This is a genomic window from Nonomuraea sp. NPDC049624, from assembly GCF_040675255.1.
In the GTDB taxonomy this organism is placed as follows: Bacteria; Actinomycetota; Actinomycetes; order Streptosporangiales; family Streptosporangiaceae; genus Nonomuraea.
In genome coordinates this window covers 616132-641948 of record NZ_JBFAOR010000007.1, presented here as the reverse complement: position 1 = coordinate 641948, position 25817 = coordinate 616132, and the positions used below count along the sequence as shown (strand labels likewise).

Below are 25817 nucleotides of genomic sequence, written 5' to 3'. Positions count from 1 at the left end.
CTCCTCGGTCGTCGATGCTCAGATCCGGCTGTGGGCGAGGCTCGGGACCCGCGCCAGCACCCGGCGGCGGTAGAACCACCAGTTGGTGGCCAGGAAGACGGCGTAGGCGCCGATGAACACCTGGAGGGCGGGCGCGACGGAGCCCGTCCCGGCCAGCGAGACGGCGAAGCCGCGGGGGATGAGGAACCCGCCGAACGCGCCGACCGCGGAGGCGATGCCGATGGCCGCCGCGGCCTCGCGCCTGGCCCGCAGCCGCGCGTCCGGCGACCCGTGCCTGGCCTGCGCGGTGAAGATGGCGGGGATCATCCGGTACGTGGACCCGTTCCCCGCCCCCGAGGCGACGAACAGCAGCAGGAACGCGCCCAGGAAGAGCGGGAAGCTGTGCCGTCCGAGCGCGGCCAGCGCGGCCACGGCCCCGGCGGCCATGGCGACGAACGACCACGAGGTGACCCTGGCGCCGCCGTACCGGTCGGCCAGCCAGCCGCCGACCGGCCGCGCCAGCGACCCGGCCAGCGGCCCGAGGAAGGCCAGGTACGGCGAGGCGGACTCGGCGAACGCCGACCGGGCGACCAGCGGGAACGCCGCCGAGTAACCGATGAACGAGCCGAAGGTGCCGATGTACAGGAAGGACATGACCCAGGTGTGCGGACGCAGGAACGCCCTGCCCTGGGTGCCGAAGTCGGTGCTGGCGACGGCCAGGTTGTCCATGAACAGGTACGCGCACAGCGCGGCGGCCACGACGAGCGGCATCCACACCAGCCCGGCGTACGCCAGGCCGCCCGCCGCCACCAGCGGGATCAGCAGTTGCACGACCGCCACGCCCAGGTTCCCGCCGGCCGCGTTCACGCCCAGCGCGAACCCCTTGCGCCGCTCGGGGTAGAAGTAGGAGACGTTGGCCATGGAGGAGGCGAAGTTGCCGCCGCCGAGCCCGGCCGTGGCCGCGGCGGCCAGGAACATCCAGTAGGGCCTGGCCGGATCGGTGACCAGCCAGGCCAGCAGCCCGGTCGGCGCCAGGAGCAGCAGGGCGCTGGCCACGTTCCAGTTGCGCCCGCCGAAGGCCGAGACGGCGAAGGTGTAGGGCAGCCGCAGCGTGCTGCCGACCAGGTTCGGCACCGCGACCAGCCAGAAGAGCTGGTCGACGGTGAACGGGAAGCCCGCCTTCGGCAGCAGGACGACGACGGCGCTCCACAGCAGCCACACCGCGAAGCCGAGATGCTCGACGAAGATGGAGAAGATCAGGTTCCTGGTGGCGACACGGCGTCCGACGGCCGCCCAGAACCCCGGGTCCTCGGGTTCCCAGTGCTCGATCCAGCGTCCGGTCCGCCGGTTCATTCGGTTCTCCCCTCGTTGGTGGGACGGCCGGCGACCACGACGCCGTGGCCGCGGAACTCCGCGACGATCTCCCCGGCCGGGCGGCGTACGGTGACGTCGTAGACGCCGTGCCGACCGTGTCTTGCCCGTTCCGTGGCCTCGGCCACCAGCACGTCGCCCGCGGCGGCGGGGCGCAGGAACGTCACCTGGGCGCTGTGGGCCAGCATGACCGGGCCGCGGCTGTTGCAGGCGTGGTCGAAGGCGGCGTCGGCGAGCAGGAACAGGTAGCCGCCGTGGGCGACGCCGTGCCCGTTCACCATGTCCTCGGTGACGCGCATGCGCAGCCGGGCCCGGCCGCCGGCGGCCTCCTCCAGCGCGATCCCGAGCGCCCGGCAGGCCGGGTCGGGGCCGGTCGCGGGCTCGGTCGCGGGGCCGGTCATGGGGTGGCTCCGAGCCAGGTCCTGGCCATGGCCTGGACGGCCGAGCCGTCGGGGTCGGCGAGCTTGCCGGCCACGTAGCGGGAGGCCCAGGGCCCGGTCGGGATGCGGAAGGGCGGGTCGGGGGCGGTCAGCGCGTCCACGATCACGTCGGCCACCTGCCAGGAGGTCTGGCCGGCGCCCTCCCAGCCGGGGCCGCACACCCAGTCGAGGTAGGCGTCGAAGGCGGGGGCGTACGGGCCGGAGGCGGCCCGGATGGTCTTCCGGTTGATATCTGGAAAAATCCCGAACCGGGTGTCGGAGACGAAGCCGGGCACCACCACGCTCACCCGTACGCCGTGCGCGGCCGCGACCGGCGCCAGGCTCTCCATGAACCCCTCGACCGCCGCCTTGGCCGCCGCGTACGCCTCGTTGAACGGCTGGCCCACGACGCCGTGCACGCTGCCGACCGTCACCAGACGCCCGCCGGCGGCCCGCAGCAGCGGCATCGCCACCCGGCTGACCTCGATCACCCCGAAGAAGTTGACCTCGAAGTTGGCGCGCAGCGCCTCCGGCGTGGACATCTCCATCGTGGGGTCGAAGTTCGACACGCCCGCGTTGTTGACCAGCGCGTCCAGCCCTCCGTACGTCTCGCGCACGCCCTCCACGCAGGCCCGCGCCGAGGCGGGGTCGGTGACGTCGAGCCGGCGGACGTCCAGGGCGACGCCGGCCCGGTCGGCCGCCGCGCGCAGGTCGCCGTCGCGGCCGGGGTCGCGCATGGTGGCCACCACCGTCAGCCCGGCCCGCGCGGCGGTCACCGCGGTGGCCAGCCCGATGCCCGACGAGGTCCCGGTGATCAGCACGGTCGTCATGACGTGCTCCCCGCCAGGTGCGCCCGCGGCTCGGCCCGGTCCATGCGGGCCTGGATCCCCGAGGCGGGCAGGAACGAGAACGCGGCCAGCAGCGTGCCGCCGGCCATGACGGCCTGCGCCGCGCCGAGCACGCCCAGCGCGGGCGTCAGCAGCGTGACCGCCGACCCGCCCGCGAGCGCGGCCAGCGGGATCACCCCCCAGGTCGCCGTGCGGAACGCGGCGTGCATGACGCCCTGGTTCTCGGCGGCCATCCGCGACTGCCGGATCGGCGCGCTGCACACGTTGATGCACGACATGAAGAAGCCGTAGCAGCCGAACGTCACGCCGATCACCGGCGCGGCGGGCAGCGCGGGCGCGGCCAGCACGCCGAGACCGACCAGGCAGTGCAGCAGCAGCGCCCAGGCCATGGTCCGGCCGAGGCCGAGCCGGTCGCTGATCCTCGGGGCGGCCAGCGCGCCGAGGACCGCGCCGACGGCCGCCGCCGACATGGCCGCGCCGAACACGCCCACCGAGACGCCGAGCCCCTGGTAGGCCAGCACCGGCAGGACCGTGACGAAGACGGGCCCGCCCGAGTTGAGCACCACCGCGGCCAGCACCACCCGGCGCAGCACCGGGTCGGCCCAGTTCAGCCGGAAGCCGAGCATCAGCCGCGAGCGCACCGGCACCCGCTCCCCGGTCGTGACGCCCCACGGCTTCATGGCCCGCAGGCACGCCGCCGAGACCAGGTAGCTGGCCGCGTCCACGAGCAGCGAGGCGACGCCGAGCAGGTGGTACAGGCCGGCCGCGATCGACGGCCCGGCCACCTCCGACACCGTGCTGCTGCCCTCCAGCCGCGAGTACGCCCGCACCAGCCGGTCCTGCGGCACGGTCGTGGGCACGGCGACGAGGTAGCCGATGTTGAAGAAGATGGTCGCGCCGCTGATCAGCGCCACGCACACGAACAACACCGGCGTCGAGAGCACCCCGCACCAGTACGCGACCGGGATGACCCCCACCGCCACCAGCCGGACGAGGTCGCACACGACCATGGTCAGCCGCTTGTCCCACCGGTCCACGAGCACCCCGGCGATCGGCCCGAGCAGCGGGATGCCGAGGTACTGGGCCATGGCCACGATGCCGACCTCCAGCGCGGAGGCGTGCAACACGAAGATCATCAGCGTCGGCACGACGAACACGGTGATCCGGTCGCCGAGCAGGCTCACCGTCTGGCCGCTCCAGTAGAGGCCGAACTCCCTGCCGAGCGACCCCGGCATCCTCACTGCTCCTCCCGCACGACGAAGGAGGACGTCTTGCCGGTGCGGTCGTTGCCGATCAGCGCGTCCACCGTCCGCACCCGGAAGGAGCCGGGGTCGTGCTGGAAGGCCGTGCTGAGGGTGAAGGTGGCGGCCAGGAGGTCGCGGCGCAGCCGTCCGGGCAGGTCGGGCGGGGTGTCGGGGCCGGTCAGCAGCAGCACGTCCACGCCGGAGACCCGGCCCTGCCGCTCGGTGACCAGGACCTGGGCGCGCAGCACGCCGGGCTCGCGCTCGGCCTGGGCGACGACGTCGTCCACGTGCAGGCCGAGGCCGCGCACCTGAACGACCGAGTCGCGGCGGCCGAGGATGCGCAGCGCCCTGCCGTCCCGGCCGCACGGGCAGGAGACGAGGCGGCCGGCGTCGCCGGTGCGGTAGCGCAGCACCGGGTTGAGCATGTCGGGGTTGAGCGTGGTGAAGTCCAGCAGCTCGTCGGCGTCGGTGTGCACGAGCTGGTCGGGCAGCGGGTGGAAGACGTCGGCCGGGCAGTCCGGGGTGTTGGTGGCGGCGACCCACGTCTCGGTGCTGCCGAACATGCCCCAGCGGCGCGCGTCCGGGGCGACCTCGGCCAGGTCCTCGTCGAGCTGGGGATGCCAGGCCTCGCCCAGCCAGAGCACCTTGCGCAGCGCGGGCAGGCGCAGGCCGGCCGCCCGCGCGTGGGCGAACCACAGCCGCAGCACGCTGGGCGTGCCGCCGAACGCGGTCACCCCGCGGTCGGCGAAGAAGCCGAGCCAGTCGCCGTACTCCTCCTTGCCGACCGAGCCCAGCGCGATGACCCGGCAGCCGGACAGGTCGGCGAGGGCCGCGGCCAGGAAGTGGGCGCCCCACATGCGGCCGGCGCCCCAGGCGTTGACGAAGACGTCGTCCGGTTCGAGCGGCTGCCAGTGGCGGTGCACGCCGTCCATGTAGAAGCCGGTGGGGGCGTAGCCGACCTTGGGCGCGCCGGTGCTGCCGCCGCTCTGGAAGAGCCAGGTCGCGCCCTGTCCGGCCTTGGGCTCCAGGTGCGCGAGCGCGACGTTGAGGTCGTCCTTGACCAGCGGCGGCAGGGCGGCCAGGTCCTCCAGCGTGAGCACCTTCTCGTGGCCCTCGTAGCGCGGCGCGAGCGCGGGCACGCTCCTCAGCCGCTCCAGCGAGCGCCTCGGGACGCGCAGCAGCGGCTCGGCCGCCGCGGACGTCAGCGAGAACGATTCGGTCATGGGGGTCACCAGCTCTCGGGTTCGTGCGGAAGGCGTTCTTGCGGGAGACGTTCTTGCGGAAGGCGGTCGTGCGGGAGGCGGTCCGGGGAGAGGCGGTCTTTGAGGAAGCGGGTGTGGCCGTCGCGGTAGGCCGTCCAGCGGGCGCGGGTGACGTCGCGCTGGAGGGTGCGGGCGGGGTCGCCGAGGTCGGGCGCGATCACGCCGTCGGGCTCCAGCTCGGAGAACCAGTAGCGCTCGCCGTCGTGCAGGAAGTCGACGCAGAAGAACGGAATGGGCAGCCGCTCGTAGAAGTACGCCGTGGCCGCCGCCAGCTCGGGCGGCACGGGCGGGAACTCCATCGTGCCGCCCCTGCTGGCGTTGGCGACCGGCGAGCCCGGCTCCGGGATGCGCTTCATGACCGCGTACGGCTCGCCGTCCACGACGTAGACGCGGTAGTCCACGGTGCCGTCGCCCAGGTAGGGCTGGACGACGAGCGTGGTGTCGCCGCCCTGGGCGAGGCTGGCCAGGCCGCGCAGCTCCTCGGAGTCGCGGGCCAGGTTCACCCCGCCGCCGCCGCACCAGCCGGCCGGCTTGACCAGGGCCGGGTAGGTGAGGCCGTCGATGGCGGCCTCGTACAGGTGCTTGCTGGTGTCCCGGCCGGTGCCGATGCGCAGGGTCGGGATCGGCGGCACGGGCGAGTCGCGCAGCCGCAGGACGGTGGCCAGCTTGTCGTTGGCCACCGGCGACAGGGACGGCGGGAACGGCAGGTAGAAGCCGGCCTCCTCCAGCACGGCGTAGAGGGCGTACTGGTTGAAGACGTCCATCGACTGGTAGGGCAGGGAGTACAGGGCGGTGATGAAGAGCGTGTCCTCGGGGGTGACGGGCTCGTCGTCCACGAAGACGCGGGGCCGGCCGGGCTCCAGCGCGTCCACGGTGACCGAGTCCGGGGAGTTCCTGGTCCAGCGCAGGCCGAGCTCGGCGGCGACCTCCTCGTACAGGTCCCAGAAGAACGGGTGCCACATCGCGGTGGCCCGGGTGGACTCCCGGTCGGGGAAGATCCAGCACAAACGGCGCAACGGGCTCATGACTCTCCCTTCTGGCTCGCCCACCAGCGGCGGCCGGGCTCGGGCAGGGTGTCGATCGGGTCGTAGAAGGGGAAGCGGCGCTCCGGGCCGGGCGGCTCCAGCCCGATCCCGTGGCTCCGGGTCCAGTACGAGACGCCGCGTTCGAGGTCGTAGGCGGCGGCCTGGTGCACCCAGCGCTTGCCGACGTAGGGCACGTCGCAGACGATCCGGGGCGTGGCGTAGCCGGGCAGGTGGCCCATGATGGCCTCCTGGAGGCGCCGGGCCTGGTGCAGCGGGGTGCGCCAGTGCTCGGCGTTGGGGATCAGGTCGCAGACGTAGAAGTAGTAGGGCAGGATCCCGGCCTCGCCGTGCAGGGCGAAGCACAGGTCGAGCAGGTCGTGCGGGGTGGCGTTCACGCCGCGCATGAGCACGCCCTGGTTGCGCACGTCCCGCACGCCGGCCGCGAGCAGGGCCGCGGCCGCCTCGGCGACCAGCGGCGTCACCGAGCGGGCGTGGTTGGCGTGGGTGTGCACGGCCAGGTTCACCCCGCGGGCCCGCGCGACGGCGGCCACCCGGCCCACGCCCTCGACCACGGCCGGCTGGAGCCAGTGCTGCGGCAGCCCGACCAGCGCCTTGGTGGCCAGCCGGATGTCGCGTACGGACTCCAGCTCCAGCAGCCGCAGCAGGAACGCCTCCAGCCGCGGCCACGGCATGTTCGCCAGGTCGCCGCCGGAGACCACCACGTCGCGGACGGCGGGCGTGCGCTTGAGGTAGTCCAGCATCAGCTCCTGCCGGTCCACCGGCCTGAGCGTGAGCCTGGCCTTGACGACCTGCGGGGTGGAGGTGCCGACCAGGTCCATCCGGGTGCAGTGGCCGCAGTACTGCGGGCACGTGGCCAGCAGCTCGGCCAGCACCTTCGTCGGGTAGCGGTGGGTCAGGCCCTCCACCGCCCACATCTCGGCCTCGTGCAGCGAGTCCCGCTGGGCCCGCGGATGGCTCGGCCAGACCGGGTGCCGGTCGGAGGCGACCGGCAGCAGGTAGCGGCGGACCGGGTTGGCCAGGAACGCCGCCGTGAACGCGGCCGGATCGCCCGGTTCGTCCGGTGCCATGACGTTGAGGAGCTGGGGCGTGACCAGGATGGACATGGTGGCGTACCGGGCCGCGTCGGCGGCCAGGTCGGCGAGGAAGGCGTCCTGGAGCAGGTCGCCGGTCACGGCGCGCAGCTGCGCCGCGTTGCGCACGCAGTGGGCGCGCTGCCACTGGGCGTCGCGCCACTGCGCCTCGGTGATCCCGCGCCACCCCGGCAGCCGCCGCCAGTCGGGCTCGGCGAGCGCCCGCCGCGCGTACACATAGGGGCGGTCGGCGGCCCCGGACCCCGCACCCCCGGACCGGGCGGCCCCGGACCCCGCGGCCCCGGGCCCCGCGGCCCCGGGCCCTGCGGCCCCGGACCGGGCGGTCTCGACGTCGGCGGCGGGGCGGCGGGGCTTGTCGTCGTTCGGGCTCATCCGGCGAACAGCGCCGCGTGCCGGGTGCGGAGCTCGCGCTTGAGCACCTTGCCTGTGGGGCCGAGCGGGTAGTCCTGCTCGGTACGCGCCAGGATCACCGCGGCCAGCGTGGCCAGGCCCGCGTCGGCCAGGGCCTTGTTGGCCTTCTCCCTGATCTCCTCGGCGGTGACCGCGGCGGCCTCGGCCTGCGCCCGTACGACGGCGATCGGCACCTGCCCCTCAGGCCCCGGCACGCCGACGACCGAGCAGTCCTGGACGAGGTCCGCGCAGTCGGCGATGAGGACCTCCTCGACGGGCAGGCTGTAGACCGGCCCGGCCGCGGTGTCGATCACGTCCACGGTGCGGTCGAGGTGGTAGAAGTTGCCCTCGGCGTCCCGGCGGGCGACGTCGCCGGTGAGCCAGTAGCCGTTGAGCTCGAAGCTGCCGGTCAGCCTGGGGTCGTTCCAGTAGCCGGGGGTGCGCGACGGGGTGATCACGCCCAGCAGGCCGACCTCGCCGTCGGGCAGCTCCCGGCCGTTCTCGTCGAGCACGGCGGCCTTGATCACCGCGTCCTGGGGCTTGCCCACGCAGCGGTCGGCGCGCGGCGTCTCGGGGGAGGTGACCTGGCCGAACAGCGCCATGCCCATCTCCGAGGAGCCGAGCCCGTCCACGAACTGGGAGCCGGGCAGCGGCTCGCCGGCGGCCTCGCCGCGCGGCAGCAGCCACGACCTGATCAGCCCCGCGGGCCGCTCGCCGAGCTGGACGAGCCGCCGGATGTGGCCGTAGTGGGCGCTGTCCCCGGTGTTGAACCAGGAGTGCACCCTGGCCGCACCGCGAACCGGCAGCTCGCCGGTGGCCAGCTCGACGAACGTGCGCGGGAACGAGGCCACCATGGTCGGCTGGAACGCCTCCATGACGGGCTCAACCCCGGCCCGCCGCCAGTCCGACATGATCACGGTCGGCAGCCCGAGCAGCACCGCGGTGAGGAAGTAGCTGAGCCCGCCCGCGTGCGTGTGCGGCATGAGCGACATCAACCGGTCGTACGGCTCCGCCGGGAAACGCACCATCCGGAGCTGTTTACCGTCCCAGAAGCTGCGATGTCCGAGGATGGTGGACTTGGGAGTGCCGGTGGTGCCGGAGGAGTGGATGAGCGCCACCACGTCGTCCGGCTCGTGCCGGTACGGGTACTGCTCCGGCAGCCCGCCCGACGCCGCGTCGTGGGCCCGTACCTCGGCCGCCAGGGCGACGAACCGGGGCCGGGCGCGCGGCGTGTTGCGGTAGGCGAGCTGCAACCGGGTCGTGTCGTCGGCGACCACGCCCACCACGCCGACGTGCTCCAGGTAGCCGGCCATGACGTCGGCCCGCATGGCGTCGTTGACCATCGCCGGGATCGCGCCGAGCGCGGTGAGCGCCAGGAAGTGCAGCAGCGGCTCCAGGCCCTCGGCGACCACGACGCCCACGGGCTCGCCGGGCCGCACGCCGTTGGCGTGGTACCAGGTGGCGTACCGGTCGCGCAGGGCCGCGAGGTCGGTCAGGCTGTGGCCGCGTAACACGACTTGGCCGCGGTGGTCGGTGTGGTGGCTGAAAACGAACGGCACCGACCGGTTGGGGTTGGCCGCGAGCGCGTGGTCGAGGAAGTTGCCCGCGCCGAGGCCGGGCTCGGTCATGAACCCCTGCCGTACGGCAAGGGGGGCGATGGGGGTCTGGTCAGTCATGGATGTGCCTCCACGTCGCGTCGATCTCCGCGGCCACCCGGTGTCCTGAGCGGATGGCGCCTTCCATCAGGCCGAAGAACTCGGTGCTCGTCTCGGTGCCGGCCCAGTGCACCCGCTGGTGGGGGGTCGTCAGCCGCGGGCCGAGCCGCAGCCAGTCGCCCGGCCCGAACAGCGCCGCGTAGCAGCCCCGGCTGTGCTCGTCGCTCAGCCAGTCGGTCACGTGGCAGGCGTCCGGGGCGGGCAGCCCGGGGAACAGCCGCGCGACCTGGGCCCGCGCCCGCTCGGCCTGCTCGCGCGGGGGCAGCGCGGCGAACGCCTTGGCCTGCGCGCCGGTCACGAACCCGGTCAGCACGCCCGCCGAGCCATTGGCGGGCGAGTCGTCCACGGTGGACAGCAGGGGGCCGTCCGCGCTGACCGACCAGCCCGAGAGGCCCTGCCCGCGCCAGAGCGGCGCGGGGTAGACCAGGTGCACCTTCACCGCGCAGCCGGGCGCCGTACGGGGGCCCGACCGCGGCGCGGGCAGGCCCGGACGGAACTCCACGGCGTCGGCCAGCGCCGGCGGGACGGCGACCACCACCGCGTCCGCCCTGGTGGCGCCGGTCGCGGTGACGACGTCCACGCCGGTCGCGTCCTGGTGGACCGCGCGCACCGGCTCGCCGAGGCGCACCCGGTCGCCGAGCCGGGCGGCCAGGCGCAGGCACACCTGGTGGGCGCCGCCGTCGATCCGGTCCTCCTGCGCGCCGCCCGCGAAGGCGTTCAGGTAGCGCAGGCCGCCGCCCGAGCGCAGGTAGAAGGCCAGGTGCAGGACGGACACGTCCGCCGGGTCGGCGGCCATCATCTCGCCGGCGAACAGCGGGAAGAACAGCCGCGCGTCCGGATGCGTCAGGTGCTCGGCGGCCCAGTCCGCCGCCGTGGTGGCGTCCAGGCGGGCGGCGTCCGGGGTCAGCCAGGGGGCGTCGGGGCGGACGGCGGCGGCCAGTTCCTCCAGCGCGTCGAACAGGCCGCCCAGCGCGACCGCCGACAGGGGCGGGAACCGGCCGGTCCCCGGCTCGCCGCCGAGCGCGAACCTGGCCGCGCCGTCCACGGTGGCCGGGGTGGTCTTCAGGTCCAGCTCGGCCAGCAGGGCCGTCAGCGCGGTGTGCCGTTCCCCCAGGTACGCCGCGCCCGCGTCGGCCCAGCCGCCGGGGGCGACCTCGATGCCGTGCGTACGCCCGCCGACGCGGTCCCTGGCCTCGATCACGGTGACCTCGGCGCCGGACGCGGCCAGGTCGGCGGCGGCGGTGAGCCCCGCGAGGCCCGCTCCCACGACGACGACCCTCATGCCAGGCTCGCGATCTTCTTGGCCAGCGCGGCGGGGGTGGGCGCGTCGAGGAAGTCGTCGAAGTCCAGCTCGGCGCCGCAGTCGCGGGCGATGGCGCTGAGGACGCGGGTGGCGAGCAGCGAATCCCCACCCAAGACGAAAAAGTCGGAATCATCCGTTATTTCAGGGTTTTCCAGTACCCGCCGGAAGATGTCAGAGACGGCGGTGACGTCCACGTGCATGATCTCCTTCACTTGGTGGTGTAGCGCCGGTGCGAACCGGCGCGGTCGACCTTTCCGCTGGTGGTGTAGGCCAGTTCGGGCACGACGGTGATCCGGCTGGGCACCAGGTGGCCCGGCACCCGGTCCCGCAGGTAGTCCCGCACCTCGGCGGCCAGCCCGCCCTCGGCGCCCCGGCCGGACTCCGGGTCCTGGGCGCCCCGGCCGGTCGGCGGGCGGGGGACGACGTACGCGGCGAGGGTGGTGTGGTCGGCGACCGTGACGCCCGCCACCGCCACCGCGCCCACGCCCGGATGGCCCGCGATGTGCGCCTCGACCTCGGCCGGGTCCACCCGGATGCCCCGGATCTTGAGCTCGTGGTCGAGCCGTCCCTCGTGGACGAGCGCCCCGCCGCCGGTCACGGTGACCCGGTCCCCGGTGCGGAAGAACCGCCCGCCGCCCGCCTCCGGGACGACGAAGCGCGCGGCGGTCGCCTCCGGCAGGCCCAGGTAGCCCAGCGCCAGGGCCGGCCCGCCGACCAGCAACTCGCCCTCCGCGCTCACCCGCTGCTCGACGTGCGCGAGCGCCCACCCGATCGGCACCCGCTCCCCCGCCGCCGACGCCCGCTCCCCCACCGCCGAGCCGGACGAGTCCGCGGACGTCCGCTCCCCCACCGCCGAGCCGGACGGGTCCGCCGGCACCCGCTCCTCCGCGACCCTGTCGGCCATCGGGCCGTGCAGGTCGATCGCGTGCGTGATGAGCGTGGTCTCCGTGCACCCGTAGGTGTTGAGCAGGCGGACGCCGCCGGTGTCCAGGGCGCGCCAGTCCGCCAGGCGCGACGGGCTGACGGCCTCGCCGCCGATGATCACCAGCCGGACGCACGGAGGCAGCGCGGCCCCTTCGTCGGTCAGGTGCCGTACCAGCTCGTGCCAGAACGCCGTGGGCAGGTCCAGCACGCTGATCCGCTCCTCGGCGACCGCGCGCGACAGCCGGCGGAACGAGCCCGAGTGCGCGCCGTCGTGGAAGACCAGCGCCGCCCCGCCGGTCAGGGCGGGCAGGATCTCCTCCAGGCAGGTGTCCCAGTTCAGCGAGGCGAACTGGAGCACCCGGTCGGCCGTGGTGATGCCGAACAGCTCGCGCAGCGCCCCGGTCACGACGGAGATCGCCCGCCTGGGCGTCACCACGGGCTTGGGCGCGCCGGTCGAACCGGAGGTGAACAGCACGTACGCGGGCGCGTCCCCCGCGACGACCGGCAGCTCGCCCGCCGGGTCGTCGCCGGGGTCGCCGTGATCGGGCGGCTCGATCACCCGGACGCCGTCCGGGGCCCATGCGTCCGTCCCGGACGCGATCAGCGTGCGGCAGCCGGCCGCCGCCAGCATCGCCTGCCGGCGGGCCCGCGGGTGCGCCGGGTCGACGGGCACGTACGCGCCGCCCGCCGCCAGCGTGCCGAGCAGCGCGGCCACGGTCCCCGGCGTGCGGGACGCCGGCACGCCCACCGCCCCGGGATCGGGCCCGAGCCGCCGGGCGATCGCGCGGACCCAGGCGGCCAGCTCGGCGTAGGTGACGGTGCGACCGTCGTGGACCAGGGCCGGACGATCGGGATGGAGCCCGGCCGTGCGGGCGAACTCCTGGAGAACGTCGTGGTGCGGTTCGGACAACGCTGCCTCTTCCCCGGGGTGACGCGACGGGGCCGGCCGCGCGTCGGCGCGTCTGTCAGCCCGTGTCAAGCGAATGTGGAGCGAACCCAAGCGAGATCGCGTTCAGAGTGCAGCAGGGCGCTGCACGGGGGCTTGATGGCGTCAGGATTTCGGCTGTACTGCCTGTCATGTCTCCTGTATGGCGGCCTGCGACGTGGCAAAGGGGAAATGCGATATGTCAGACGAAACAGCACGGGCGGGTCTGGCGGACGTACTGAAGATCGGGCTCCTGGGGGCGGTCCGGGCATGGCGGGGGCGCCAGGAGATCCCGCTCGGGCCGCCCCGGCAGCGCGCGGCGCTGGCCCTGCTCGCGCTGGACGCGGGCCGGCTCGTCTCGGTGAACCGGCTGATCGAGGGCCTGTGGGGCGAACGGCCGCCGGCCGGGGCGCGCAACCTGGTGCAGGGGTACGTCTCCCGGCTGCGTCCCCTCCTGGCCGCGGCCGGCGTCACCATCGCCTACCGCCCACGCGGCTACCAGCTCGGCCTGGACCCCGGGCAGGTGGACGTGCACGAGTTCCGGACGGCGGTCACCCGGGCACGCGCCGGGGAGACGGCCGAGCGGCAGGCCACCGGGCTGCGCCGCGCCCTGACCCTGTGGCGCGGCGAGCCGCTGACCGGCGTCTCCGGCGGCGAGCTGCTGGACCGGCTGCGCGACGCGCTGGCCGAGGAACGCCTCGGCGCCGTCGAGGAGTGCCTGGACGCCGAGGTCCGGGCGGGCCGCGCGGCCGTGCTGGTCCCCGAGCTGATCGCGCTGGTCGCCGAGCATCCGTTCCGCGAGGGGCTGGTCGGCCTGCTCATGCTGGCGCTGTGCCGGGCCGGCCGCCGCGTGGACGCGCTGGAGCGCTACGAGCGCACCCGCCGCCGCCTCACCGAGGAACTGGGCCTCGACCCCGGCCCCGAGCTGCGGCAACTGCACCAGCGCATCCTGCGCGGGAACGTTCCGCCGATCAGGCCGGCCGATTCCCGGGAAACGGTGACACCCGCCCAACTGCCGCCCGCCCCCGGCCAGTTCACCGGCCGCACGGCCCAGCTCCGGCTGCTCGACCTGCTCACGCCCGGCGGCGACCCATTCGCGGCCGGCGGCGACGCGCCCGCAGACGGAGGCGACCCGGCCGCCGGGGGGACGGCGATCTCGGTGCTGACCGGCGCGGGCGGGTCCGGCAAGACGGCCCTGGCCCTGCACTGGGCCCACCGCAACCGCCACCGTTTCCCCGACGGCCAGCTCTACGTGGACCTGCGCGGACACTCGGCCGAGCGGCCGCTGCTGCCGATCGAGGCGCTCGGCCGGTTCCTGCGCGGGCTGGGCCTGCCCGCCGAGCGCGTGCCCGGCACGGTGGAGGAGGCCAGCGCGGCCTACCGCAGCCTGCTGGCCGACCGGCGGGTGCTGGTCGTGCTGGACAACGCCGGCAGCGAGGAGCAGGTCCGCCCCCTGCTGCCGGGCGGACATCGCTGCGCCACCGTGATCACCAGCAGGGACCGCCTGGACGGCCTGGTCGCCCGGGACGGTGCGATCCCCGTCCCGCTCGGCGTGTTGTCCACCGGCGAGGCGGTCACGCTGTTCGGCGGGATCCTCGGCGGCGAACGGCTGGCCGCCGAGCGGGACGCGGCGTTCGACCTGGCCAGGGCGTGCGGCCGGCTGCCGCTGGCGCTGCGCATCGCCGCCGCGGGCATCCTCGCCAGGCCGGGCGGGGACGCCGCCGGCGACATCGCCGGTCAGGTGCGCCGGCTCACCGGCACCCGATTATCGGCCCTGGCGGTCACCGGAGATCCGCACGCGGCCGTGCGCGGCGCGTTCGACCTGTCCTATCACCGCCTGGATCCGGCGGCGCGGCGGCTGTTCCGGCTGCTCGCGCTCGTCCCCGGGCCCACGTTCACCGCGGGGGCGGCCGGCGCGCTGGCCGGGACCGTCCCCGCCGAGGCCGACCGGCTGCTGTCCGGGCTCGCCGCCGCGCACCTGGTCGAGGAGCCGGAGCCGGGCCGGTACACCTTCCACGACCTGATGCGGGAGTACGCCCGCGAACGCGTGCTGGCCGAGGAGTCCCCGCCGGGACGGGCCCGCGCCCTGGACGCGCTGATGGCCTGGTACCTGCGGATGGTCCGGGAGGCCGGCGACGTCGCCTACCCCCACCTGCTGCGCGCCCCCGCCGACAGCTCCGGCCGTCCGGCCGCCTTTCCCGGCGCCGCCGCCGCGCTGGCCTGGCTGGACGCCGAACGCGCCAACCTCGTCGCCGCCGTGCGGAACGCCACCGACCACCCGGACGCCTGGCGGCTCATCGACGCCATGAACGGCTACCTCGACCTGACCGGCGGCCAGCCCGGCTGGACGGACGTGCTGCGGGACGTGCGGCGGGCCGCCCGCGCGGCCGGCGACCACCTGGGCCAGGCGGCCGTCGGGCACTGCCTGGCCGCCACCCGGTGGCGGGCCGCCGAGCTGACCGAGGCGGTCGCGGAGCTGCGGGGGGCGTTCACGGCCGCCGAACTGGCCGGCTGGCCGGAGGGGAAGCTCGCGGCGCTGGCCGCGCTCGGCGTGGTCCACCTCCAGCAGGGCAGGCTCGGCGCGGCCCGGCGGCTGCTGACCCTGGCCGTGGACGGCTCGCGGCGCTCCGCGCGGGTGGGGGCCGTGCCGCTCGTCGACCTCGGGCTGGCGCTGACCCAGATGGGCCGGCTCGACGCCGCCGAGGAACGCCTGAGCGAGGCGGTGTCGCTCTGCCGCGACCGCGGACTGCCGGCGACCGAGGCCGCCGCGCTGGCCAGCCTCGGCAACGTGCTCCGGCTGACCGGCCGGCTGGGCGAGGCCGTGCGGTGCCTGACGGCGGCGCGCGGGCTCGGCGCCGCGATCGGCGAACGGTACCAGGCCGACCTGTGCCGGGAACTGGCCGACGTGCACCTGGACGCGGGCCGGCGGGCCGACGCGCTCGGCTACGCCGAGGAGGCGCTGCGGCGGGCGCTGGCGGTCGGCGATCCCAAGCTGGAGCTGGACGCCCTGCTAGGGCTCGGCCGGATCCGCTGCCAGACCGACCCCGGGGCCGCCGTCGGGCAGCTGAACGCCGCGCTGGAGCGGGCCCGCGGCATCGGCGCCGCCGTGGGCCAGGCGGACGCGCTCGTGGGGCTGGCCGTGGCGCGTACCCGCCTGGACGAGCACGTGACCGCCATGCGCGACACGCTGGCGGGGCTGGCGCTGGCCAGGAAGGCGGGCGCGGTGCTGGTGCAGGGCGCGGCGCTGGCGGCGGGCGCGGAGGCGGCGCTGGCGGCCGGCGACCCGGGCCTGGCCATCTCCTACGCCGCCCGCGCGGCCCGCGTCCACGCCGGCTGCGGCTACAAGCTGGGCGAGGCGCGGGCCCTGGTGACGCTGGGACGCGCCCACCGCCGCACCGGCGACGAGCCGGCCGCCGAGCGGTTCCGGGCACGGGCCGGCGACCTGTTCACGGCGGTCCTGGATCCGCCGCCGGCCCGGCCCGCCGAGGTGGCCGCGGGCCGATGACCGGCCCCGCCGGAGCCCCACCGGGATCAGCCTCGCGGGAATCGGCCTCGCCGGGATCAGCCCCGCCGGGATCAGTCTCGCCGGGATCAGTGGAGGACGCCGTGCTCCGCGGCCCAGGCGGCGACCTGCGTGCGCGAGCCGAAGTTGAGCTTGAGCAGGATGTTGGCGACGTGCCGGGCGGCGGTGGCCGGGCTGATGAACAGCTCCTCGCCGATGGCCCGGTTGGACAGCCCCCGGCTGATCAGCACGACGATCTCCCGCTCGCGCGGCGTGAGCACCGACGCCGGGCCGGCGACAGTGCCCGACGCACTGCCCGACGCACTGCCCGACGCGGGCCCCGACGCGGGCCGCGCCGCGCCCTGGGCCGGCCGCTCGCCCCGCAGGCCGTAACGCAGGGCCTCCTCCTCCGTCATGCCGCCGCCCATCGTCCACCAGAGCTGGACCTGCCCCTCGCCGGCCTGCGCGCGGGCGCGGGCGAGCAGCGGCTCGGGCGTGGCGGAGGTCCACACGGGCAGCCCGAGCCGCTCCTCCATGGCCTTGGCCGCGGCCCACAGGCGTACGGCGGTCTCCAGGTCGTGCTGCTTCTCGGCCAGGACGGCCAGCGCGACCAGCGCGGAGATGATCGGCAGGTGCTGGCCCATGGACCGGCTCAGCGTCACGCACCGGGCCAGCCGCGCCCTGGCCCGCTCCGCCTCGCCCTGGCGGGCCAGGACCGCGCCGAGCAGCCCGAGACTGGTGGCGAGGACGGGCTTGGCCCCCATCTCCTCGGCCAGCTCGGCGCACTCCTCCAGGTGGCGGCGGGCGCTGTCGAGGTCGCCGAGGAAGTCGGCGAAGCGGCCCAGCTCCAGGTGGGCCCTGGTGACCCCCCACCGGTGGCCGAACCGGGAGTAGACCTCGATGGCCTCCTCGCCCCTGGTCAGCGACTCGCGCCGGAGGCCCTGGAAGGCGGCCACCCCGGACAGCAGCAGCCGCGCCGACGCCTCGATCAGGCCGTTGCCGACGCGCAGGGCCAGGTCCAGGGCCTCCTCGCCGCGCTCGGCGGCCAGCGCGATGTCGCCTTTGGTGCCCACGTACATGCCGGCGATCACGAGGGTGAAGGCCAGCATGAAGTCGTCGCCGGTCGCCCGGCGCAGCTCCAGGGCGCGGGCGGCCGACTCGCCGCAGGCGGCGGCGTCCTGCTGCTCGTAGGCCAGGTTGGCGTGGTGGAGCAGGGCCTCGGCGGACAGGTCGCGGAGTGGGCGGGCGGCGGGCAGCGCGAGCAGGCTCTCGTACCAGCGGCGGCCCTCGGTCAGCTCGCCGAACCCGGCCCACAGCGGCATGTAGCCGCACGCCAGCCGCAGGCCGGGCTCGGCCAGGCCGGACTCGACGGCCCAGGACAGGGCCTCGCGGGCGTTGCCCAGCAGGTCCTGGAGCGCGAGCAGCCGGGCGTAGCGCTGCGGCCAGGTCAGGCCCGGCGTGGCCCACACGTCGCGGCCGTGGTGGTGGGCGAGGTCGGCCAGGCCGTGGAGCAGCCGGTCGCGCAGCTGCCGGGTCTCGCCGGCGGACTCCAGCTTCCCGGCGGCGAACTGGCGGGCCGACTCCAGCATCCGGTAGCACGAGCTGCGCTGGTCGAACAGCACGAGCGACTTGTCGACCAGGCCGCTGAGCACGTCGAGGACCTGGGCGGCGGCCAGGCTCGGCCCCGCGCAGACGGACTCGGCCAGGTCGAGGGTGAACGGCCCGCTGAACACCGCGAGCCGCCTGAAGAGCACCTGCTCCTGCGGCGAGAGCAGGTCGTGGCTCCATTCCAGGGTGGCCAGCAGGGTGCGCTGCCGGGCCGGCGCGGTACGGCCGCTCGCCGTCAGCAGCCGGAACCGGTCGTTGACCCGGGCCGAGATCTGGCCGGGCGACATCGCGGCGGTCCTGGCCGCGGCCAGCTCCAGGGCCAGCGGCAGGCCGTCGAGTGCGTGGCAGAGCCGGGCGATGTCGCCGGCGTTGGCGCCGGTGACCGCGAGCCCCGACCCGGCCGACCGCGCCCGGTCGAGGAAGAGCTGCACGGACTCGACCCGCTCGACCTCCTCGGCCGCCTCCGCCGGGCCGGGCAGCGCCAGCGGCGGCACCCGCCACACCAGCTCGCCGGGGATCTTCAGCGGCTCCCGGCTGGTCACCAGCAGCCGCAGGTCCTCGCAGGAGGACAGCAGCCGCTCGGCCAGCTCGGCGCACGCCTCGACCAGGTGCTCGCAGTTGTCCAGGACGAGCAGCGGCTTCTTGCCGCGCAGGAAGTCGACCAGCGTGTCGAGCAGCGGCCGCACGCCCTCCTCGTGCACGCCCAGCACCTTGGTGATCTCGTGGACCAGCAGGTCGGCCCGGGTCAGCCTGGACAGCTCGGCCAGCCAGACCCCGTCGGGGAAGGACGGGACCAGCCGGGAGGCGATCTGCAGCGCGCACCGGGTCTTGCCGGTGCCTCCGACGCCGCTGAGCGTCAGCAGCCTGACCTCACCGACCAGCCCGCACAGCTCGTCCAGGTCCCGTTCCCGGCCGATGAACCTGTCGGGCTCGGCGGGAAGGTTGTGTCTGAGCAACGTCACCATGATCCTCATGTGTCTGGACCCCAGGATTGGCACCCAGTGTGACACCGCCCTCACGAGCTGTCAGAGGTTTGCCCCAAGCGCGGGACCGGGGGCGCGGACCGGGACGACCCGAAGCCTCGCGTCGATCAGCAGGGTGACGTCGTGCTCGGCGATGATCCTGCGGCACTCGGCGGGGTCGGGCTCGTGCGCCGCGACCAGCCGCGCGCCCGCGCCGAGCACCATGTCGTAGGCCCGCAGGTCGGCCCCGGCGACCAGGACGACGTCGGCCGCGCCCACCTTGCGGGCGGTGGTGAGCCGGGCGGTGGGCTCGATCGGGCCGTCGGCGCCGAGCAGGCTGTCGAAGCCGGCCGTGCCGGGGATGCCGGTGAAGGAGTAGACCTGCCGGATGTCGGCCTCCTGGGCGATGGCGTCGGCGTCGTCCCGGTCGGTGATCATGATGCGGGCGCCGGCGGCGGCCGGTCCGCCGGGGATGGACACGACCACGCCGCCCGCGGCGAGCACGGCGTACCCGGCGACGGGCAGGTGGCAGCCGCCCCGCAGCAGCACCACCACCGGGTCGCCGGGGCGCAGGCCCCGCCGCCGCAGGCCCTGGGCGGCCTGGCGGGCGCGGACGGCGAGCGTGCCGTACGTGAGCGTGGCGCCGCTCGCGGCCTCGGCGACCGCCACCCGCGGGCCGAGAGCGGCGGCCCGCAGCAGGACCGTCTCCGTCCAACCAGTCATGGCCCCCAGGCTAGGAAGGGGGGCGGCCGGGCGGCATGGTCCAGAGTGTGTAACCGGGTGTGTAATCCGGCCGCGGCCATACCCGATCGCGCATGGCTTGAGCCCGCGCGGGGGCGGCGCGCGTACCTCCTGACGGCAGATCCCGGTTCCGGTTTCGGAGGTACGTCATGCACCGCAGAGTCGCCCTGCTCGCCGTCGTCGCGCTCGCCGTGGCGGGCGCGCCGGTCCCCGCGCAGGCCGGGACCGCCCTGGACCGCGGGCCCGTGGGCTGGTCGGGGGCCGGTTCGTCGTCCCAGCGCAGGACCGTCATGGAGTACTGGACGCCGGAGCGCATGCGGGCGGCCAGGCCGCTGTCCGCGCCCGTGCCGCGCCGCGGGACGTCCTCCGGCGGGCCGACGCAGGGCACGCCCTGGGCGACGCGCGGGGTCACGGGCAGCCGCCGGATCACGACCTCGTCCTTTACCGGCTCCCGGACCGGCGGGGCGGCCTCCTCGCTCGCCGGAAGCACGGCGGCGGCCCGCCGGGCGGCGCCCGCGCAGGACAGTCCGGGCCAGGCGTGGGCCGACGGGGGCGGCGTCGCCCGCACGGTCGGCCGGGTCTTCTTCACCACCGCCGAGGGGCGTACGGCCTCCTGCTCGGGCACCGCGGTGACCAGCGCCAACGAGAGCGTGGTGATGACCGCGGGCCACTGCGTCAAGATGAACGGCGCCGCCCACCGCAACTGGGTGTTCGTCCCGGGCTTCGACGACGGTCGCCGCCCGTTCGGCACGTGGGTGGCCACCCGGCTGCTGACCACCCAGCAGTGGAACACCAGCGAGGACATCAACTTCGACGTCGCCGCCGCCGTGGTCGCGCCCTTACAGGGACGCACGCTCACGGACGTCGTCGGCGGCCAGGGCGTGGCCTTCAACCAGCCCACCGGACGGCAGATGTTCTCCTTCGGATACCCGGCCGCCGCCCCCTTCGACGGCTCTGACCTGGTGTTCTGCAGTGGTCGGGTGTTCAAGGACCCGGTCAGGACCCGCGACCAGGGGCTGCGCTGCGCGATGACCGGCGGGTCGAGCGGCGGGCCGTGGTTCGAGGGCTTCGACACCGCCAGCGGCCTCGGCTGGCTGAACTCCGTCAACAGCTTCAAGTACGACTTCGCCCCCGACTTCATGTTCGGCCCGTTCTTCGGGAACGAGGCCATGGCCGTCTACCAGGCCGCACAACGCTCCGGCGCCGCCTGACCACCGCCGGCGTCCGCCGGCTGATCTGTTTTGGGCCCCCCGGCCGGTATTCCGGCCGCGCGGCGGACGCTCTGACCCGGCGCACGAACGCCACCACGCCGTCAGGCGACCGACGGGGGACCACGTTGACCCAGACCAGTGCCGACGCCCATGCCGCGTCCCGCCTCCGCCCGGTGGCGGTGCTGCGGCTGCTGGCGGGCCGGGGCGCGTTCCGGGCCGGTACGCAGGTCGCCGCGGCGGCGCCGGCGGCCGTGTGGGACGGGGTGACGTTCGGCCACTACGCCACCGCGCTCGGGCTGTGCGGATGGCTGCTCCTGGTCGCGGACGCGCCGGAGAAGGCGGCGCTGAAGACGCTGGCGCGGGTCAGCCGGACCGGCCCGGCGGTGGCCCGGCTGACGGTGGCCATGTCCGCCGCGCCGGTCGCGGTGCTGCTGGCGGTGCTCGTTCCCGTGGCGGTGGCCGCGCCGTCGTCCGTGGCGGCCCTCTGTCTCGCGGCCGGGGCGTGGTCGGCCTGCACGGGCCTGCTGATGACGGTCTCCGGGCTGCACCGCGTACGGGGCCGGCCCGTGCTGGACACGGCGGCCTTCGCGGCGAGCGGCGGCGTCGTTCTCGCCGTCACCGCCGCCACCCTGTGGACCGGCTGGCCGCCGCTGACGCACCTGCTGCTCGTCCTGGCGGGGACGGTCGCGGTGACCTGCGGGGCGCTCGCGGCGCTCCCCCGCGACTGGCTGCGCCGTCCCCCCGGCCGCGGGCGGCGGGCGTTGCTGCGTCCGCTGTCGCGGGCCGCCTGGTTGCTGGGGGCGGCCGACCTGTGCGACGCGCTCTGTTTCGCGGTCGTGTACCTGGTGCTCGGCGCCTCGGGGCGGGCCGGGCAGAGCGGCGTGCTGTATCTCGCGCTGCTGCCGGCGGTCGCGGTCTGCCAGCTCGTGATCTACCTGCTGCGGGTCGCGCAGCCCGCGACCTCGCGACGGCTGCGCGGGCTCGCCGGACGGGCCGGGCGGGAGCGGGCGGCACGGCTGCTGGGCCGGGCCGGGTGGGCGGGGGCCGCCGTCGCCGTCGCCTGCGCCGTCCTGCTCGGGTGGGGGCTCGCGACGTCGCCGCCGGTGCTGGCCGGGCTGGTCGTCGTCGTTCTCGCGCTGTTCCTGACCGTGATGTACGCGGCCTACCTGGTGGAGAACACCAACAACGACGTGCTCGCCGTGACGTCGGCGGGCGCGTTCGCCGGGCTGACGGCCACCGCCTCGCTGGCGGTCGTCGTCGTGCCGTGGTCGGGGGCGGCCGGGGGCCTGGTGGCGCTCGCCCTCGGGGTGCCCGTGAAGGCCCATGTGATGCGCCGGATGCTGATCTCGCGGAACTCGGAGTGACGACATGTACGTAATGGGCATCTCCCGGGCGCACGACTCCGCGGCGGCGCTGGTGCGCGACGGCGAGATCGTGGCGTTCGCCGAGGAGGAGCGGCTCACCCGCGTCCGGCACGACGGCAGGTTCCCCCGCCGGGCGGTCGCGTACTGCCTGGAACAGGCGGGGATCGGCCTGGACGAGGTGGACCACGTGGCCTTCCACGGACAGCGGACCGGCTCCCCGCCCGGCTGGGAGGTCAAGGAGGCCGCCGGGCACACCGGGCCGGCCGGGTTCGGGGTCCACCGGGTGGACCACCACCGCGCGTACGCGGCCGGCGCCTTCCACGTGAGCCCGTTCGACTCCGCCGCCGTGCTCACGATGGACGGGACCGGCACCGGCCTGGCCGTCGCCGACGGGGACCGGATCAGGCACCTGCGGCACGTCGGTCACCCCCACGCGCTGGGCGCCCTGTACGCGGCGGTCACCGGCTACCTCGGCTTCCGTCCCGGCCTGGACGAGGACAAGGTGATGGCGCTGGCGGCGTACGGCGGCGACACCTACGTGCAGCCCTTCGCCGACCTGCTGCGCCTGACCCCGTACGGCGGCCACGAGCTGGACCTGAGCTGGTTCGACCCAGATCCGGGCGGCGGGCGGCACACCGTCTCGGCGAAGTTCCTCGACGCCTTCGGCCCGCCGCCCCCGTCCGCTGGTGAGACCCTCACCCAGCACGCCGTGGACGTCGCCTTCGCCCTCCAGGCCACCCTTGAGCGGGCCGGACTGCACCTGGCCCGATGGCTGCGCGAGACGACCGGGGCGACCCGGCTCGCGGTGGCCGGCGAGACGGCGATGAACCCGATGCTGAACGGCCGCCTGCTGGCCGAGTCCGGCTTCGAGGAGCTGTTCGCCCAGCCGGCCGCCGCCGCGCTCGGCGCGGCGCTGGAGGTGAGCGTCGGCCGGTACGGCAGGCCCCGCCCGGCGGGCGGTCACGTCTTCGCCGGGCCCGGCTTCACCGCGGAACGCATGGAGAAGGCGCTGCGCGACGCGGGCGTGGACTACCGGCGGCCGGACGACATCGCCGGGCACGCCGCCGCCCGCATCGCCGACGGCCTGATCGTGGGCTGGTTCCAGGGCCGGACGGAGTGCGGGCCGCGCGGCCTGGGCAACCGCTCGCTGCTGGCCGACCCGCGCGACCCCACGTCCGCCGCGCGCATGAACGAGCGGGTCAGGCGCCGGGAGCCGTTCCTGCCGCTCGCGCCGTCGTGCCTGGCCGAGCGGTCCGCGGACTACTTCGCCGAGGGACATCCCTCGCCGGTCATGCTGCTCGGGTTCGACGTGCTGGACCACCGCCGCGGCGAGGTGCCCGCGATCACGCACGTGGACGGCAGCGCCCGCGTGCAGACGGTGAGCCGGGCCGCCAACCCGCTCTTCCACTCCCTGATCACCCGCTTCGAGGCGCTGACCGGCGTGCCGATGCTGGCCGGCGCCTCCTTCCGGGACGACGACGAGCCGATCGTGTGCACGCCCGAGGACGCCGTCGCCTGCTACCTCAGGACCGGCGCGGACGCGCTGGCCCTCGGCCCGTTCTGGGCCCGCAAGCCGCGGACCGACGACTGGGACGACCGGGAGGCGGGCCGATGAGCGGCGCGAGGTCCCTGGTGGTGCTCGGGGCCGCCGACGGCTCGCTGTCCACCTACCGGGCGGCGGCCGGCCTGGGCCTGCGCACGATCGCGGTCGACCGTTCGGCCGGCGCGCCCGGCGTCGCCCTCGCCGACGAGTACCTGCCGGTCAGCACGCATGACCCGGCCGCCGTCACGGCCGCGCTCGCCGGGCGCGCCGACCTGGCGGGCGTGGTGGCGCCCGCCAGCGACGTCGCGGTGCCCGCGCTGCGCGCGGTGGCCGACGCGTACGGGCTGCCGGGCCGGCTGTCGGAGACGGCGGCGCGGGCCTCGGTGGACAAATGGGTGCTGCGCGGCATCCTCGACGACCTGGGCGTGTCCTCCTACCCGTGGATCGTCGGCGACGACCCGGCCGACCTGGCCGTCCGGGCGCGCGGGCTGCCCTTCCCCGTGGTGGTCAAGCCCGCCGACGCCCAGAGCGGGCGCGGGGTGAGCAGGTGCGCCTCCCCCGGCGAGGTGCGCGCCGCCGCCGAGGAGGCCCGGCGCAGCTCGTACGGGGGGCTGGTGATGGTCGAGGAGGAGATCCGCGGGATCCTGTGCAACTGCGAGTGCGTCGTGGACGACGGGCGCGTGGCGTTCGTCGCGACCAGCCTGCAGACGGTGAGCCCGCCGCCGCTGGTGCTGACCATGAGCCGCCGGATGCCGGCCGGGCTGCCCGGCGGCGTCCTGGACACCACGCGTTCGATCATGGACAAGGTCTGCGAGCGCCTGGACTACCGGCGCGGCCCGCTCAACCTCGACCTGATCGTCACCCCGGACGGCCGGCCGTACGTCATCGAGCTCGGGCTGCGCACGGGCGGCAACGGCACCGACGACATGGTGCGGTCCTGCTACGGCGTCGATCCGGTGCGGGCCGCCGTGCAGGCGGCGGTCGGCCTGCCGATCGAGCTGCGCCCGCACCCGCCCCGGCCGGTCCTGTGGCAGGTGCTGACCGCCGGGCGGGCGGGCGAGCTGGTGTCGGTGTCCGGGGTGGCGGCGGCCAGGGCGCTGCCGGAGGTGGCCGAGCTGGTGCTGCTGGCCCGCCCCGGGCAGCGGGTGCGGCCCTACCGCGACGTCTCCGACCGGCTCGGCTGGTTCGTCGTGCACGCCTCCGGCCCGGCGGAGCTGGACGCGGCCGCCGCCGCCGTGACCCGGGCGCTGCGCTTCGAGGTGCGCGGCGATGGGCGGCGCTGACGTGGCCCGCCCGGCCGGCGAGGCGGCCGATGTACCGCGTTGAGGTGGCGGCCTCGATCGGCGAGGTCGGGGCCGGGGAGTGGGACGCGCTCGCCGATGGCGTGCCCTTCGTGCGGCATCACTGGCTGGCCCTGGCCGAACGCGTCCTGTCCGGGCACCGGCCGCGCTACCTGCTGGTCCGCAAGGACGGCGGGCTCGTGGCCGCGGCGGTGTGCGCGCTGGAGCACCGGCTGCACAACCCGGTGCTGGAGTCCCGGTTCGGGCGGCTGACCAGGAGGTGGCCGTTCCTCCAGGTGCAGGCGCCGATGACGGCGACGTCCGGGCTGCTGGGCGGTGCGGGGCCGCAGCGGCGGGTGCTGCTGCGGGCGGTGCGGTCGCTGGTCAGGCGCGAGCGGCTGCTGTTCTGCGTCGTCGACCACCTGCCGTACGCCGCCGGGCAGCCGGGCTACAGCCGCCTGGGCTGGTTGCCGGAGACGCTGCTGGACCTGACGTGGCCGTCGTACGAGGCGTACCTTGACCACCTGCCGCGCAAGAGGCGGGCCGAGATCCGGCGCACGCAGCGCCGGGCCGCGCGGGAGGGCATCGAGGTCCGCCCGCTGACGGCCGGGCCGGGCGGGCAGCCGGACCGGCTGCTGGACCGGCTGGGCCCGATGGTGGCCGCGGTGGACCTCCGCCACGGGCCGCACGTCTTCTACCGGCCGGGCCTGTTCGCCGAGGCGGCCGGCGCCCTGGGCGCGGACCTGACCGTCCTGGCCGCCCGCCGGCACGGCGCGCCGGCCGGCTGCGTCGCCCTGCTGCGCGACGGCGACGAGCTGGTCGCCCGGTGGATCGGGCGCGACTACGCCCTCACGGAGGGCACCGCCGTCTACCACGCGCTGCTCACGGCGTGCGTACGGGCCGCCGTCGGCTCGGGCGCGCGCAGGCTGCGGCTCGGCGGCGCGGCGTACGAGACGAAGAAGCAGTTCGGGGTGCGGCTGGAGCCGCGCAGCCGGTTGTTCGCCGCCCGCAGCGAGCTGGTCACCCGGCTCGTCGGCGGGCTGGGCCACCGCCTCGACCCGCCGCAGCTCCCGCCATCCAGCACGTGAC

Annotated in this window: 19 protein-coding genes; 6 read left to right on the top strand and 13 right to left on the bottom strand. The window is 75.4% G+C overall.

What is annotated here, in order from left to right; translation table 11 throughout:
* Positions 1–18: 18 nt before the first annotated feature.
* The 11 genes from AB0J76_RS30815 to AB0J76_RS30765 are packed head-to-tail and all read right to left on the bottom strand — an operon-like array spanning position 19 to position 12502.
* A complete protein-coding gene (locus tag AB0J76_RS30815; RefSeq protein ID WP_352324374.1) occupies positions 19–1332 on the bottom strand; it encodes an MFS transporter in 1314 nt (437 codons plus the stop codon).
* Positions 1329–1751, bottom strand: a complete 423-nt coding sequence (gene paaI, locus AB0J76_RS30810; RefSeq protein ID WP_352324375.1) for a hydroxyphenylacetyl-CoA thioesterase PaaI — start codon at positions 1749–1751, stop codon at positions 1329–1331. Before paaI ends, AB0J76_RS30815 begins: the two co-directional genes overlap by 4 nt.
* Positions 1748–2599 (bottom strand): SDR family NAD(P)-dependent oxidoreductase, encoded by an 852-nt coding sequence (locus tag AB0J76_RS30805; RefSeq protein WP_352324376.1) that lies wholly within the window; start codon positions 2597–2599, stop codon positions 1748–1750. Before AB0J76_RS30805 ends, paaI begins: the two co-directional genes overlap by 4 nt.
* Positions 2596–3852 (bottom strand): MFS transporter, encoded by a 1257-nt coding sequence (locus AB0J76_RS30800; protein ID WP_352324377.1) that lies wholly within the window; start codon positions 3850–3852, stop codon positions 2596–2598. The genes AB0J76_RS30805 and AB0J76_RS30800 overlap by 4 nt, the downstream gene beginning before the upstream one ends.
* 2 nt (positions 3853–3854) lie before the next feature.
* The gene (locus AB0J76_RS30795; protein WP_352324378.1) at positions 3855–5084 is read right to left on the bottom strand and encodes an AMP-binding protein; all 1230 of its coding nucleotides are present in this window, start codon (positions 5082–5084) and stop codon (positions 3855–3857) included.
* Between the two features lie 5 nt (positions 5085–5089).
* Positions 5090–6148, bottom strand: coding sequence for a hypothetical protein (locus AB0J76_RS30790; protein WP_352324380.1), 1059 nt, complete (start codon positions 6146–6148; stop codon positions 5090–5092).
* The gene (locus AB0J76_RS30785; RefSeq protein ID WP_352324381.1) at positions 6145–7632 is read right to left on the bottom strand and encodes a lysine 2,3-aminomutase; all 1488 of its coding nucleotides are present in this window, start codon (positions 7630–7632) and stop codon (positions 6145–6147) included. The genes AB0J76_RS30790 and AB0J76_RS30785 overlap by 4 nt, the downstream gene beginning before the upstream one ends.
* A complete protein-coding gene (locus AB0J76_RS30780; protein WP_352324383.1) occupies positions 7629–9326 on the bottom strand; it encodes a class I adenylate-forming enzyme family protein in 1698 nt (565 codons plus the stop codon). Before AB0J76_RS30780 ends, AB0J76_RS30785 begins: the two co-directional genes overlap by 4 nt.
* Entirely contained in the window at positions 9319–10647 is a 1329-nt protein-coding gene (locus AB0J76_RS30775; RefSeq protein ID WP_352324384.1) for an FAD-dependent oxidoreductase, read from the bottom strand. Before AB0J76_RS30775 ends, AB0J76_RS30780 begins: the two co-directional genes overlap by 8 nt.
* Complete coding sequence (locus tag AB0J76_RS30770) at positions 10644–10862, bottom strand: phosphopantetheine-binding protein (protein WP_352324385.1); 219 nt, start codon at positions 10860–10862, stop codon at positions 10644–10646. Before AB0J76_RS30770 ends, AB0J76_RS30775 begins: the two co-directional genes overlap by 4 nt.
* A gap of 14 nt (positions 10863–10876) precedes the next feature.
* On the bottom strand, positions 10877–12502 hold the full coding sequence (locus AB0J76_RS30765; RefSeq protein ID WP_352324386.1) for an amino acid adenylation domain-containing protein: 1626 nt from the start codon (positions 12500–12502) through the stop codon (positions 10877–10879).
* A gap of 214 nt (positions 12503–12716) precedes the next feature.
* Here AB0J76_RS30765 and AB0J76_RS30760 point away from each other — a divergent pair, with 214 nt between their 5' ends.
* Positions 12717–16022 carry a BTAD domain-containing putative transcriptional regulator gene (locus AB0J76_RS30760; protein ID WP_352324387.1) on the top strand — a complete coding sequence of 1102 codons (3306 nt, stop codon included), beginning with the start codon at positions 12717–12719 and terminating at the stop codon, positions 16020–16022.
* Positions 16023–16108: 86 nt separating this feature from the next.
* Here the strand turns inward: AB0J76_RS30760 and AB0J76_RS30755 are convergent, their stop codons facing one another.
* Both AB0J76_RS30755 and AB0J76_RS30750 read right to left on the bottom strand, forming a co-directional pair.
* Entirely contained in the window at positions 16109–18583 is a 2475-nt protein-coding gene (locus AB0J76_RS30755; protein WP_352324388.1) for a LuxR C-terminal-related transcriptional regulator, read from the bottom strand.
* A 69-nt stretch (positions 18584–18652) separates the two neighbouring features.
* Complete coding sequence (locus AB0J76_RS30750; RefSeq protein WP_364391307.1) at positions 18653–19312, bottom strand: AMP-binding protein; 660 nt, start codon at positions 19310–19312, stop codon at positions 18653–18655.
* A gap of 167 nt (positions 19313–19479) precedes the next feature.
* On the opposite strand from AB0J76_RS30750, the gene AB0J76_RS30745 reads away from it, so the two are divergent.
* The 5 genes from AB0J76_RS30745 to AB0J76_RS30725 all read left to right on the top strand — a co-directional run bounded on the left by AB0J76_RS30745 (position 19480) and on the right by AB0J76_RS30725 (position 25816).
* Complete coding sequence (locus AB0J76_RS30745) at positions 19480–20541, top strand: trypsin-like peptidase domain-containing protein (protein WP_352330278.1); 1062 nt, start codon at positions 19480–19482, stop codon at positions 20539–20541.
* Between the two features lie 125 nt (positions 20542–20666).
* Complete coding sequence (locus AB0J76_RS30740; RefSeq protein WP_352330277.1) at positions 20667–21905, top strand: hypothetical protein; 1239 nt, start codon at positions 20667–20669, stop codon at positions 21903–21905.
* A gap of 4 nt (positions 21906–21909) precedes the next feature.
* Entirely contained in the window at positions 21910–23520 is a 1611-nt protein-coding gene (locus AB0J76_RS30735; protein ID WP_352330275.1) for a carbamoyltransferase C-terminal domain-containing protein, read from the top strand.
* On the top strand, positions 23517–24731 hold the full coding sequence (locus AB0J76_RS30730; RefSeq protein WP_364391302.1) for a hypothetical protein: 1215 nt from the start codon (positions 23517–23519) through the stop codon (positions 24729–24731). Before AB0J76_RS30735 ends, AB0J76_RS30730 begins: the two co-directional genes overlap by 4 nt.
* Before the next feature lie 29 nt (positions 24732–24760).
* Positions 24761–25816 carry a GNAT family N-acetyltransferase gene (locus AB0J76_RS30725; RefSeq protein WP_352329792.1) on the top strand — a complete coding sequence of 352 codons (1056 nt, stop codon included), beginning with the start codon at positions 24761–24763 and terminating at the stop codon, positions 25814–25816.
* The last annotated feature ends 1 nt before the right edge of the window (position 25817 follow it).